Source organism: Citricoccus parietis (assembly GCF_042433045.1).
Classification (GTDB): domain Bacteria; phylum Actinomycetota; class Actinomycetes; order Actinomycetales; family Micrococcaceae; genus Citricoccus; species Citricoccus parietis.
The window spans coordinates 1-12560 of the sequence record NZ_JBHLWH010000028.1; the positions used below are offsets into that span (position 1 = coordinate 1).

General features: G+C 70.2%; 10 protein-coding genes and 3 tRNA genes. 4 read left to right on the top strand and 9 right to left on the bottom strand.

Annotated features, from left to right (window positions below; all coding sequences use genetic code 11):
• Window positions 1-91 precede the first annotated feature (91 nt).
• The 3 genes from ACFFIO_RS10420 to ACFFIO_RS10430 form a co-directional block, all read right to left on the bottom strand.
• A tRNA-Phe gene (locus tag ACFFIO_RS10420) sits at window positions 92-167 on the bottom strand.
• 73 nt (window positions 168-240) lie between these two features.
• Window positions 241-314 (bottom strand) — tRNA-Asp (locus ACFFIO_RS10425).
• A gap of 92 nt (window positions 315-406) precedes the next feature.
• Window positions 407-479, bottom strand: a tRNA-Glu gene (locus tag ACFFIO_RS10430).
• Window positions 480-649: 170 nt separating this feature from the next.
• Between ACFFIO_RS10430 and ACFFIO_RS10435 the strand changes: the two genes are divergently transcribed.
• Both ACFFIO_RS10435 and ACFFIO_RS10440 read left to right on the top strand, forming a co-directional pair.
• Complete coding sequence (locus ACFFIO_RS10435; RefSeq protein ID WP_378041845.1) at window positions 650-1003, top strand: metallopeptidase family protein; 354 nt, start codon at window positions 650-652, stop codon at window positions 1001-1003.
• Window positions 1004-1278: 275 nt separating this feature from the next.
• On the top strand, window positions 1279-2889 hold the full coding sequence (locus tag ACFFIO_RS10440; protein ID WP_378041601.1) for a C40 family peptidase: 1611 nt from the start codon (window positions 1279-1281) through the stop codon (window positions 2887-2889).
• 146 nt (window positions 2890-3035) lie between these two features.
• Here ACFFIO_RS10440 and ACFFIO_RS10445 read toward each other — a convergent pair whose 3' ends face one another.
• The 5 genes from ACFFIO_RS10445 to ACFFIO_RS10465 form a co-directional block, all read right to left on the bottom strand.
• Window positions 3036-4007, bottom strand: coding sequence for a universal stress protein (locus tag ACFFIO_RS10445; RefSeq protein WP_378041603.1), 972 nt, complete (start codon window positions 4005-4007; stop codon window positions 3036-3038).
• A 61-nt stretch (window positions 4008-4068) separates the two neighbouring features.
• Window positions 4069-5007 carry a spermidine synthase gene (locus ACFFIO_RS10450; protein ID WP_378041605.1) on the bottom strand — a complete coding sequence of 313 codons (939 nt, stop codon included), beginning with the start codon at window positions 5005-5007 and terminating at the stop codon, window positions 4069-4071.
• Window positions 4997-5530, bottom strand: a complete 534-nt coding sequence (locus ACFFIO_RS10455) for a GNAT family N-acetyltransferase (RefSeq protein WP_378041606.1) — start codon at window positions 5528-5530, stop codon at window positions 4997-4999. Before ACFFIO_RS10455 ends, ACFFIO_RS10450 begins: the two co-directional genes overlap by 11 nt.
• On the bottom strand, window positions 5527-5862 hold the full coding sequence (locus ACFFIO_RS10460) for a thiamine-binding protein (protein ID WP_378041608.1): 336 nt from the start codon (window positions 5860-5862) through the stop codon (window positions 5527-5529). The genes ACFFIO_RS10455 and ACFFIO_RS10460 overlap by 4 nt, the downstream gene beginning before the upstream one ends.
• 49 nt (window positions 5863-5911) lie before the next feature.
• Window positions 5912-7258, bottom strand: coding sequence for an Nramp family divalent metal transporter (locus tag ACFFIO_RS10465; protein ID WP_378041610.1), 1347 nt, complete (start codon window positions 7256-7258; stop codon window positions 5912-5914).
• Between the two features lie 56 nt (window positions 7259-7314).
• Between ACFFIO_RS10465 and pta the strand changes: the two genes are divergently transcribed.
• Together pta and ACFFIO_RS10475 are read left to right on the top strand one after the other, a co-directional pair.
• Window positions 7315-9456 (top strand): phosphate acetyltransferase, encoded by a 2142-nt coding sequence (gene pta, locus ACFFIO_RS10470; RefSeq protein ID WP_378041612.1) that lies wholly within the window; start codon window positions 7315-7317, stop codon window positions 9454-9456.
• A 10-nt stretch (window positions 9457-9466) separates the two neighbouring features.
• The gene (locus ACFFIO_RS10475) at window positions 9467-10636 is read left to right on the top strand and encodes an acetate/propionate family kinase (protein WP_378041614.1); all 1170 of its coding nucleotides are present in this window, start codon (window positions 9467-9469) and stop codon (window positions 10634-10636) included.
• Here ACFFIO_RS10475 and ACFFIO_RS10480 read toward each other — a convergent pair.
• The gene (locus ACFFIO_RS10480) at window positions 10633-12438 is read right to left on the bottom strand and encodes a gamma-glutamyltransferase (RefSeq protein ID WP_378041616.1); all 1806 of its coding nucleotides are present in this window, start codon (window positions 12436-12438) and stop codon (window positions 10633-10635) included. The genes ACFFIO_RS10475 and ACFFIO_RS10480 overlap by 4 nt on opposite strands.
• Window positions 12439-12560: the final 122 nt, after the last annotated feature.

Below are 12560 nucleotides of genomic sequence, written 5' to 3' on the forward strand. Positions count from 1 at the left end.
CTCGAACGACACGATCCTCGCAACTCCCTGAAAGATAGGGTGTTGCGAGGATCGCTAGAGCCCGCCCTGGTGAGTGGGGGCCTTCTCCTGCTGGTGGCTCCGACCGGCGTCGATCCGGTGACCTTTCGATTTTCAGTCGAACGCTCTACCAACTGAGCTACAGAGCCTGGCATCTCCGGCCGAGACCGGCGACCGCCAAGATCCTCCGAACCGGGAAAACCGGCGATCGGAACATCCGAGCGACCCTGACGGGACTTGAACCCGCGACCTCCGCCGTGACAGGGCGGCGCGCTAACCAACTGCGCTACAGGGCCAGTGTGCGAGAACTAACTCTACCAGACTGATTCCGGGCTTTTGACCACGAATGGCCGGTCCAACCGGAAGGGCTGGTCGTGCAAGTGCTGCGTACCCCCAACGGGATTCGAACCCGTGTCGCCGCCGTGAAAGGGCGGTGTCCTAGGCCTCTAGACGATGGGGGCCAGAACACTTCGGGTTCCCGAAGTGGACCCATAGGAGTTTAGGCCGTCGAGGCCCCCTATCGCAAACCGCGTCCACGCATACGAGGGAGGATGGAGGGGTGAACGACGATCCCAGCCCCTTCCCTGCCGATCCCACGGGTCCGTCCGAACCTGACCCCGTCGGCGTCCACATGTCCGAGGAGGACTTTGACCAGGCGGTGTCCGATGCCCTGGATGCCATCCCTCCCGCCCTGGCCCAGCGACTGTCCAACGTGGCCGTCTTCGTGGAGGAGGAGTACGAACCGGAACCATGGGAGGACCCGGAGATGGAACTGCTGGGCCTCTACGACGGCATCCCGCTGACCGAACGGGCTGAGATGCCATTCCAGCTCCCGGACCGGATCGTCGTGTTCCGCGGTCCCTTGTTGCGGATGTGCAGCGACCGCGGGGAACTTGTCGAGGAGATCACCGTGACCGTGGTCCACGAGGTCGCGCACTTCTTCGGGATCGATGACGACACCCTGCGTGCCCTGGGGTGGGGCTAACCGTCCGGAGCGTCCGTTCCACCCGGGAACGGCAACACGCCCGGCGATGCGCCGGGAAATGACACCAATGTTGTTTATGATCCTAATGGGACTCGTGTTGCTTTTGTGACAAAGGTGCATCTATTGTCACTACCGTGGCGCCTTTTGGCAGGCCCGTGACCATCACGCGTTATTCCCGTGACGGTCACGTGACCATCCCGCACCGTGGTTCGGCCCATCCTGACGATGACCGGACCTGCCAACCCCCCGCACGGGTGCCACAGTGAGGAACTGCCGTGAACACCCGCCGCACCGTGGGCGTGACCGCTGTCGTGGCCGCCGTCGCCGCCACCGCCCTGGCCGCCGTATCCCTACCGGCCGTCTTCGACGCGTCCTCGGACACCGTCCAGGCGAACCTGCAGCGCGCCGACCTGTCGACTGACGCCACCGAACCGGACATCGACCGCCCGAAGATCCCCGCCCTCGAGGACGTGGTGGCCGCCAAGGAGCAGCCCTCCTCCAGGACCGCGATGGCCGATCGCCTGCAGGTCTCCATCCGCCAGTCCGCGGAGCGGGATCGTCAGGCCGAGGCCCGCGCCCAGCAGGCCAACGAGGGCGCCCGCACCGCCAACGAAACCCTGGCAGAGCGCAACGAGACCGCCAACGCGGCCCGGCAACGCGCCGATGCGACCACCGAGGCGGCCGACACCGCCCGTGATGATTCCGGCACCGTGGCGGCGGATCTGTATCGCGGCGGCCAGGCCGGCGCCGGCGAGGTCCTCCTCGGCGACGAGGATGTCCTGGCTCGCCAGGCCACCGCCGAGAAGGTCGCCGAGGACAAGGCACGCGTGGCCGAGGAGTCCGCGCGCCAGGCCGCGGAGGCCGAAGAGCTGGCCCGCCAGGCCGAGGCAGCGCAGGCCGCCCAGGCGGAGGCCACGGCCGCAGCCGAGGAGCAGCAGCGTCGCCTCGAGGCAGCGGCCCGGGCGGCCGCGCAGGCCGAACAGGAGAACGAGGCTGACCGCCAGCAGCTGATCTCCCTCTTGGCCGAGCTCGAGGACCTCACGGTGGCCGAGGCCACCAACCAGGTCGAGGCCATGGAGCAGTCCACACGGGACAACGCACTCCAGGAGGCCATCGCCGCCTCGGAGCAGCTGTCCGAGGAGCCGGCGGCGGACGCTCAGGCACCGAGTACCGCACCCGCTGCCGGCACCGCTCCGGCCAGCACCGCTCCGGCCAGCACGGTTCCCGTGATCCCCGCTGCCCCGGCGAACACACCCACGGCATCTGCCGCGCCGACCGCGTCGGCGACTCCGAGCCCGTCTGCCACCGCCACACCGTCGCCGACCCCCACGAAGACGGCAACGGCGTCCCCCACTCCCACGAAGACCCCGACGGCGACACCGACCCCCACCCGGACGGCCACCCCGGCCCCGGCTCCGAGCACGACCGCCGCCCCGAAGCCCACGAAGACGCCGGCGCCCACCAAGACGGCCACCCCGAAGCCCACCCCGGCCCCGACGTCGGGCTCGTGGACCTCGACCGCCACCACCTGGGCCGTCAACAAGGCCAACGAGGCGGGCACCTACTACACGTGGGGCGGCAACGGCCCGAAGGGCTATGACTGCTCGGGCTTCACCCGGGACGCCTTCGACGCGGCCGGCAAGTACCTGCCGCGCACGTCGACGGACCAGTACCGGGCGGCCAAGCAGTACGTCCCGCTGTCCCAGCTGCAGCCCGGCGACCTGGTGTTCTGGTCCTCCAACGGCGGCTCCAGCATGTACCACGTGGCCGTCTACATCGGTGACGGCAAGATCGCGCACGCCCGCAACCCCAGCATGGGCATCTCCGTGACCGCGCTGAACTACGGCGGCATGTACAACATCCACCCGTACGCCGGGCGCTACTGACCCGTCAGGTCAACGCCTTCCCGCACAGCTCACGACGCCGGCCGGTCACCTTCCGCAGGGAAGGCGACCGGCCGGCGTCGTCCGCGGTGTGGTCACCCTCGGCGACCTGTGGGGGCAGAGAAGAGTACTCTTCTCTGCCCCCCAGGTCAGGAGAAGGTGGGGCCGAAGCTCGCGCGATGGGCCAGGCGGCTGTCCTTGAGATACGGGACCACCATGACAGGCCCGTGCGCGTGGGAGATGACGCCCTGGGAGGTCGAGCCCAGCAGGGCTCCGGCGAAGCCGCCGTGGCCGCGGGTGCCGACCACGGTCAGCCGGGCCGTCTTGGACTCGTTGACCATGACATCCACGGGGACACCGTCCACGATGTCCGAGGTGATCTCGAGCGAGGGGAACTCCGACTTCAGCCACTCGATGCCAGCCTCGAGCCGCTCCCGCATCTCACCGACCAGGGACTGCTCGTCCACGGTGGCAGGCAGCCAGGCGACGGCCCCGGAGATCGGCGGCATGGCGATCACCACTCGCAGCGGTGACTGACGGATCTCGGCCTCGAGCGCGGCGGCGAGGGCCGCGATCCGGCCCTGTTCGGAGCCGTCCACACCCACGATGACGGGCACCCCGGCGGCGGCGCGGGAGGCGTGCTCACCCTTGGGGACGATCACCACGGGGCACTTGGCGTGGGCGGGCAGGGCGGAGGCCACGGACCCGAGCAGCCGGCCGAAGAAGCCACCGCGTCCGCGGGTACCGGCCACCAGCAGGTTGGCGCTGGCGGAGTAGTCGACGAGGACACCGGCGGCGTCCCCCATCTCCACGCGGTGCACGAGCGGCACCTCGAGCCGGCCGAGTTGGTTGACCACGCCCTGCAGCACCTGCATGGCGCCGTCACGGATCATCGTGTCGTCCGGGACGCCGTAGCCGGCCTCGAGGGCCGAGGCCGCGAACACGGGCATCGTGTAGGCGGTGACGAGGGTCAGCGGCAAACCGCGCAGCTCGGCCTCCCTAGCGGCCCACTTGGCGGCCGAGACGGACTGCTCGGAACCGTCCACACCCACCACGATGCCGTGCGTGGTGGCGGCGTCCTGGGTGCTCGGGGTGTTGTCCTGTTCGTGCGAACCGGTCATGACGGCCTCCTGTCATTCCTGCCCGTTGTCTCCGTTGACACGGGGTGATGGTGATTCCAGTTTAGGACCCTTGCAGCGGTTCCTCGCAGTACCTGGCCCCGGCCGTGAAGTCATCGAGGGGTTCCACCAGGCGTGTGGGCAGGGGGTCGGAGAGCAGGTGGCGCACGAGGGCGTCCCGGCGGGCGCCCCCTCCGGTCAACGGTCCATTGCTCGCCGCGAAGACGATGTTGCCCCGGCGCCGGCCCTTGAGCATCTGCGGATCGGCCAGCGCGGCGACCGTGGAGAACGCCTCCCGGAGGGTCGCCGCCTCCTGCCGGGCCGCCGTCAGGTCCGGGCCGCCGCCGTGGTTGACGAGGTAGATCCCGTCTCCCACCACGCGCGCCGCGGCCCGGGCGGCCTCCACCCCGAGCAGGTGTCCGGGCGTGGACTGGTCCTTCGGCGTGGCCCCGGCGAACACGTCCCGGATGATCACGTCCCGGCTGCCCTCGTGCGCCCCGGCGAGCACCTTGCCTGCTTCGGCCACCCGGATGCGCAGCTGTGGGGCGCGGGGCAGGGCGAAGCGCTCCCGGGCCAGGGCGGCCAGGCCGGCGTCGAGCTCGACGGCGGTCTGCCGGGCGTTCGGGAACCACACCGCCGCCCAGCGGGCCAGGGTGCATCCGGCCCCACCGAGGTGCAGGATCCGCAGCCCGGCATCCGGTTCCCACCGGTGCATCACGACGGCGGCCATCCACCGCATGTACTCGAAACCCAGGTCCAGCGGGGTCTCCGGATTGATCTGGGAGGACTCCGCCCCGTTGAGCTTGAGCAGCCAGGCCCCGTCCGTGAACGGGTCCCGCAGGATCTCGGCGGTGCCGGCGTCGATGGGGAAGACCCCCGGCTCAAGGGCCGCCTCGGCGGCGCCGCGACGGCCCCGCTCGCCCTGGGCACTCTTTGCTCCGGCTTTGGCCTTGGCGGTCGTCGCTCCGCTCTTGCCGGACTTCGAGCCGCGGTCACGCGCCACGGCGCACCATGAGCCGTTCCGTCAGCCCGGCCCACGGGCCGTCCAGGGGGACCGGGTCCCCCACCGCGGCGAAGCCGTGCCGCCGGTAGAAGGACTGGGCGCGGGCGTTGTCCTCGACCACCCACAGCCGGCAGGGGTCGTCACCGATCGCCCGCTCCAGCAGGGCGTCGGCCACGCCGCTGCCGTGGGCCTCGGCCAGGACGTACAGCGCGGAGAGCTGGGTCTGCGGCAGATCGGCATCCTGCGGGTCCTGGACGGGGCCGGCCGCGGCCAGGCCCACGCAGCGTCCCCGGGAGTCCTCTGCCATCCAGAGGACCTGCCCTTGCGCCAACAGCCGGCGCCAGTGCTCGACCTGGCGGTCCAGGGTGGCCTCCGCCGCAGCGAAGAACGACTCGTCCCGCAGGTGCCCGTAAGCCTCCCGCCAGGACCGGGCCTTCATGGAGAGCACGGCCTCAAGGTCCGCGGGGGCGGCGTCGCGAACGTAGTAGCGGGTGCCGGCGGCACCGTGTCCTCGAGGGGTCACTGGTCCTTCAGTGCTGCTTCCAGCCGTTCCAGCTTGCCATCCAGCTCGCCGGTGTGGCCGGGTCGGATGTCCGCCTTGAGGACCAGGGAGATGCGGGACCCGTAGGGGGCCACGGCCTCGACGGCCTCCTTGACCACGCCCATGACCTCATCCCATTCACCCTCGATCTCCGTGAACATCGAGGAGGTGCGGTGGGGCAGGCCGGAGCCGCGGACCACCTTCACGGCCGCGGCCACGGCGTCATGCACGGAACCGTCCCCGGGCTGGCTGTGGGCGGCCGGGCCATCGGGACGGGGATTGCCGGAGGGGGAGACAGAGAAGGCGACGATCATGCACCCAGTCTGCCCCACCACCCCCGGCGGGCCGAAGCCCCGGGCCGGGTCAGCCGCCGAAGAGCGGGGAGACCGCCTTGACCAGTTCGTTGCCACCCAGCACCACGAACACCAGGGCGGTGATGCCGAGCAGGCCGTTGTGCACCCAGTTGTTGCGGAACTGGGAGGGGACCAACCGCTTCTGGTTGTTCAGGATCAGCAGGGTGACCGCCAGGAACGGCATGAACAGGGCACCGAGCGTGCCGTAGAGCAGGATCAGGAAGATCGGCCGCTCCAGGAACAGCAGGGACATCGGCAGGATGGTCAGCCAGATCAGGTAGAAGCGGGCCGGCTTCGACTTCAGCGACGGGGCGTCGTCCTGGTCCAGGCTGTCCGCGGGCTTGCGGAAGTTCGTCCAGAAGTCGGCGAACATCAAAGAGACGCCGTGCCACACGCCCAGCAGGGAGGAGAAGGACGCGGCGAAGAAGCCGATGAGGAAGACGTAGGAGTAGGCCTCGCCGTAGCGTTCGGCCAGCACGTTGCCGACATCCAACAGACCCTCGTCGCCGGCGGAGATGGCCAGTCCGGCCGAGTGCAGCAGCTCCACGCCCATGATCATGGTGGCGATGACGAAGATGCCGGTGAGGGAGTAGGAGACCGCGTTGTCATACCGCATGACCTTCATCCACTTGGGCCGGTTCCAGCCCTTCTCGCGGAGCCAGTACCCGTAGGCCGCCAGGGTGATGGTGCCGCCCACGCCGCCGGCCAGGCCGAGCACGTAGAACATGGCCCCGTCCTCCTCGGGAATGCGCGGGATGAGGCCGGTGAGGATGTCCCCGATGTTCGGTGCGGTCAGGAACGCGGACCACAGCACCGTGATGAACATGATGCCGATCAGCACGGTCATCAGCTTCTCGATGAGGTTGTACTTGTTGAGCCAGACCAGGCCCATGCCGATCAGGCCGGAGGCGATGGCGAAGATCTTGGAGTCCACCGCGGGGAAGAGCGTCGCGAGTGGCAGCGCCACCGAACTCATGGCGGTGGCCCCGTAGACGAAGCCCCAGATGATGATGTAGATGCCGAAGTACCAGCTGGTCCAGACCCCGAGGGTGCGCCAGCCCTGGAAGATCGTCTTGCCGGTGGACAGGTAGTACCGGCCCACGCCCTCCACGAGCACGATCTTGAAGATGACGCCCAGGACCACCGCCCACATCAGCGCGTAGCCGTAGCGGGAGCCCGCGGTCAGCGTGGCCACCAGGTCCGCCGCGCCCACGCCGGTGGCCGCCGCGACGATGCCGGGACCCAGGGAGTTCCACTTGATCTTGACGGGTTTCTCGGTGATCTCGGCGTCGGTGAAACCGACGATGTTCGGGTTGTGGACGGGATGCCCCGTGTCCACGTGGTCGCCTCTTGACATCTGTGCCCCTCGTTACTACTCCGTGCGTTGTGCACCACAGACTAGTGTGGTTTGCCGTGAGTCAAGGAATATTCGTCACCACCACCACCAACGGCGCCGGCAAATCACTCGTCACCCTCGGGATCGCCGACTCCCTCTACAAGCGGTCCGGCAGCATCGGCTACCTCCGCCCGGTCGTGCCCGGGGACTCGGTGGAGACGGACCCCATGGTCCAGTTGATGCGGGAGGACTACGGGCTCGACGCCGGCCTGGCCCGGGGCGGCGTGACCGCCGCCGAGGCGCGGCGCATGGTGGCCGAGGGCCGCACCGACGAGCTCTACGAACGCTGCGTGGCCCTGTTCGAGGAGATGGCCGGGGCCTGCGGCATCGTGGTGGTGGAGGGCAGTGACCTGGCAGGCGCTGATCCCGCCGTCGAGCTCGATCTCAACGCCGAGCTGGCCCGCCACCTGAGTCTTCCCGTGGTGGGTGTGGTGTCCGCCGCCGGGCTGGACGGCACCGCTGCGGCCGACGCGGTGGACCTGGCCCGGCGCACCCTGGACGAGTCCGGGGTGGACCTGTTGTCCATGATCGTCAACCGGGCGGATCCGGCCCGCCTCGAGGAGATCGAGACCGCCATCCGGCCCGGCCGCCATGAGTGGCCCGTGTACGTGCTGCCGGAGTTGCCGGAGCTGTCCCTGCCGTCCGTCTCCGAGGTCGCCACCGCGCTCGGGCTGACCCAGGTGGCCGGGAACCTGAACCTGGACCGCGACGTCTCCGAGGTCAAGGCCGTCTCCATGGAGGGCGGCAACTTCCTGCAGATCCTCCGTGAGGGCGCCCTCGTGCTGGTCTCCGGCGACCGCTCGGACGCCGTCCTGGCCACCGTGGCCTCGTCACTGGCCCCGGAGTTCCCCGTGGCCTCCGGGATGATCCTCACCAACGGGATCGAGCCCAACGAGCAGATCCGGCGCCTGTACGCCGAGGCCCCGTTCCCGATCTTCACCACGTTCGCGGACACCTTCAGCACCGCGCGGGCCGTGTCCGCCGTGCGCAGTGAACTCTCCAGCGCCCAGCCCCGCAAGACGGCCGCGGCCCTGGGAGCCTGGCACCAGCGCGTGGACGGCACTGAGCTGCTGCAGCGCATCGACCTGCCGCGCGCCGCGCGCACCACGCCGCTGCGGTTCCTGCACGGGCTGATCGAACGGGCCCGGTCCGAGCACAAGACGATCGTGCTCCCGGAAGGTGAGGACACCCGCATCCTCCGCGCGGCCGAGATCCTGCGCCGGCGGGACGTCTGTGACCTGGTGGTGCTCGGGCACGAGGCCACCATCCGTGACCTCGCCGCCAAGGAGGGGGTGGACCTGGCCGGGCTGACCCTGGTGGACCCCTCCACCTCCGAGGCCCGCGAGCGCTACGCCGAGGAGTACTCCCGGCTGCGCTCCCACAAGGGGATCGACCTGGAACGCGCGCGGGACATCATGACCGAGGGCGCCTACTTCGGCACGATGATGGTCCAGCTGGGAGACGTGGACGGCATGGTCTCCGGCGCTGCCCACACCACCGCGAACACGATCCGCCCGGCGCTGGAGTTCGTCAAGACCCGGCCCGGCGTCTCGATCGTCTCCTCCGTGTTCTTCATGCTGCTGCCGGACCGCGCCCTCGTCTATGGGGATTGCGCCGTGAACCCGGATCCGAACGCCGAGCAGCTGGCGGACATCGCCTACGCCTCATCCATGACGGCGCAGCAGTTCGGAGTCCAGCCGCGCGTGGCCATGCTGTCCTACTCCACCGGGGGTTCGGGGACGGGGGACGCCGTGGACAAGGTCCGCACCGCCACCGAACTCGTGCGGGACGAGCATCCGCAGCTCAAGGTGGACGGCCCCCTGCAGTATGACGCGGCCGTCAACGCCTCGGTGGCGGCCTCGAAGATGCCGGATTCTGAGGTGGCGGGCCAGGCCACCGTGTTCGTGTTCCCGGACCTGAACACCGGCAACAACACGTACAAGGCCGTCCAGCAGTCCTCCGGGGCCGTCGCCGTCGGGCCGGTCCTACAGGGGCTGAACAAGCCGGTCAACGACCTCTCGCGGGGCTGCACCGTGGACGACATCGTCAACACGGTGGCCATCACCGCCATCCAGGCCCAGTTCGACCAAGCAGACCAGTCTGACCAGTCCGGCCGGCCCAACCAGTCCGGCCAGTCCGGCCAGTCCGGCCGATCGTGAGAGTGAGTCCATGCTGATCCTCGTCATCAACTCCGGGTCCTCCTCACTGAAGTACCAGCTGCGCGAGGTCGCCGCGGACGGCACGGAACCTGCGGAGCCCGTGGTCGCCCAGGGCCTGGTGGAACGTATCGGCGTGCCCGGCTCCGGGGTGGACAACCACGCCGAGGCCCTCGAGCAGATCGATGCGGAGCTGGAGCAGGTGCTCCAGGGCCGCACCATCGACGCCGCCGGCCACCGCGTGGTCCACGGCGGGGAGCGCTTCAAGGCCCCGACCCTGGTCACCATGGAGGTCATCCGTGCCATTGAGCGCCTGGCACCACTGGCCCCGCTGCACAACCCCGCCGCGGCCCAGGGCCTGCGCGCCATCGCCGAGAAGTGGCCGGACATGCCGCAGGCCGTGGTCTTCGACACCTCGTTCCACCAGTCGATGCCCGAGGAGGCCTGGCGGTATGCCCTCCCGGACGCCCTCTACACGGAGAACGGCATCCGTCGCTACGGCTTCCACGGCACCAGCCACGACCTCGTCACGGGGATCGCTGCGGAGACACTGGGCATCCCGCGCACCGAGTTCAACGCGGTGATCCTGCACCTGGGCAACGGCGCCTCCGCCACGGCCATCCGCGGTGGGGCCTCGGTGGACACGTCCATGGGCTACACCCCGCTGGCCGGCCTGGTGATGGGCACCCGGTCCGGGGACGTCGACCCCTCGATCATCACGCACCTCATCCGCAACGGCGCGTACGACGCGGAGCAGATGGACCGGATGCTCAACAAGGAATCCGGGCTGCTCGGGATGACCGGCAACGCGGACATGCGCCAGGTAATCGACTCCGCCCACGCCGGCCACCGGCGGTCCCGGACCGCGCTGAAGGTGGCCTCCTACCGCCTCGCGAAGTACGTGGGCGGCTACCACGTGGCCGTCGGCGGCGCCCAGGCTGTGGTCTTCACGGCCGGTATCGGCGAGAACTCGGCGCCCTTCCGCTCGGCCGTGCTGGACCGCCTGGAACCCCTGGGCATCGCCTACGACGCCGAGGCGAACCTTGAGCGGTCCGACGCACCCCGCGTGATCTCCACCGAGGACTCGGCCATCCCCGTCCTGGTGGTACCGACGAACGAGGAGATGGCGATCGCCCAGCTCACCCTCACGGTGGCGCAGGAGCACGGCGCGCTGGGGCGCTAGTCCGCCGGCACCACCGCCACGTCGCCCTCCCGCCGGGAGTCCTGGGCTCCGGTGATGGTGCCGGTCTTGTAGTCGATCTCCAGCGCCTGCACCGAGCCGAAGACGGCGTCGGCCCGCTCGGTCACGCGCGGCTGCCACCCACGCTGGCGGATCAGGTCGGCGACGTCCTGCGCCGGCTGTTCCTCCAGGGAGAGCACACCGTCCTGGAAGTAGTGGCGCGGCGAGTCGACCGCCTCCTGCAGCGGCACGTCCTGCAGGGCCCAGGGCACCATGACGGTGGCGAGGATCGAGGGGATGACCTGCCCGCCCGGGGACCCCAGGCCCATGACCACGCGTCCCTCGGAGTCCAGGACCAGGCTGGGCGCCGACCAGCTGACGGACTTGCGTCCCGGCTCCGGCTGGTTGGCGGGGGTGTCCAGCGACTCGAACCGGGACAGCTGGTTGTTGAGGAAGTACCCTCCGACGGTGCTGGCCTCGGCGCCGCCCCAGAAACTGGTGATCGTGTTCGTCATGGACACGGTCAGGCCCTCGTCATCGACCACGGTCAGGTGCGTGGTGTTCCCCGCCTCAGCGGGCGCAGCAGGCTCAGCGGGCGCGTCACCGCCGGTGCCGGCCGTCCCGGCTGCCCTGGCTGCACCCTGGTCAGTCACGGCGGCCGAGGAGAGGGCCGGCGCCACCTCGGTCCGGGCCAGCTCGGCGTTGGCCTCCGGATCCGTGAGCCGGTCCACGGGGACGTCCACGAAGGCCGGGTCCCCGAAGGACTCCGTCACGCTGGCGTCCGCCACCTGCCAGGCCGCGGCCATGGCGTCCACATACTCTGCGGACCCGGGCTCGGACTCCGCCACCCCGAGCGCCTCGGCGACCTGCAGGAATTGCACGACGGCGGCACCCGGCAGCGGCGGTGCTGCCGAGACGTACTCGTAGTCGCCCACCGGGCCGCTGACCGGTTCGGTGGTGACCGTCTCGTAGGCGGCGAGGGACTCGGCATCGAGTCCGTCCACGGCGGTGAGCTCCTCCGCCAGGCTTCCGGTGTAGAGCGCGTCGGGGCCCTCGTCGGCGAGCGTCTCCATGGTGGCCGCCAATTTGGCCTGGACCAAGGTCTCGCCCTCCTCGAGCGGCGCGGCTCCTCCCGAGCCCTCCGCGCCCCCCCCGGCTGCATCGGAGTGGAACGGGGCGAGCCCCTCGATGGCCCCGGGCCCGTAGTCGGAGCGCATCCGCTGGGCCAGCAGGGGCGAGACCGGAAACCCCTCCTCGGCCAGCCCGATGGCGGGGGCCAGCAGCTCGGACCACTCCAGGGAGCCGTGTTCGGCGTGCAGGGTGGCCATGCCGTCCACGAAGCCCGGGACACCGGTGCCGGAGTCCGGGATGTCCCCGTCCTGGGCCACCGTCTCGCGGTAGTCATAGGCCAGCGGGTTGCCGTCTCCGCGGGCAACCAGTGCCGAGCCACCTCCCCCGATGCCCGAGGCGAAGGGTTCCACCACGGCCACGGCGAAGGCGGTGGCGATGGCGGCATCGGCGGCGTTGCCGCCCTGTTCCAGGATGTCCGTCCCGACCTCCACCGCCGCCGGGTGTCCGGCGGCGACCGCCTGCTCCTGGAGGGCCGCCGCGGAGGCCGACGGGGCCGGCGTCGTTCCGGGGGTGCCGTTCGAGGGTGGACCGGAGGCTGAGGAGGACGGGGAGCCGGAGGCCGGTCCCGAGGGTTCATCCGGGGCCGGGGAGGTGCATCCGGCCAGGGCCAGCAGCGCGGCCGAGAGGGCGGCCACGCTGGCCAGGGCGGGGACGGAGGTGCGGGTCCGCTGCATTATGATTCCTCGGGTGCTCGAGTACGGCGGGCCTGAGCGATCCTAGCGGTCCTGCCTGTGCGCCGTCTGGGCGGTGACTGGGCACGTCATCCAGTCGCCGTCCCTACACTGCCCACGACCTC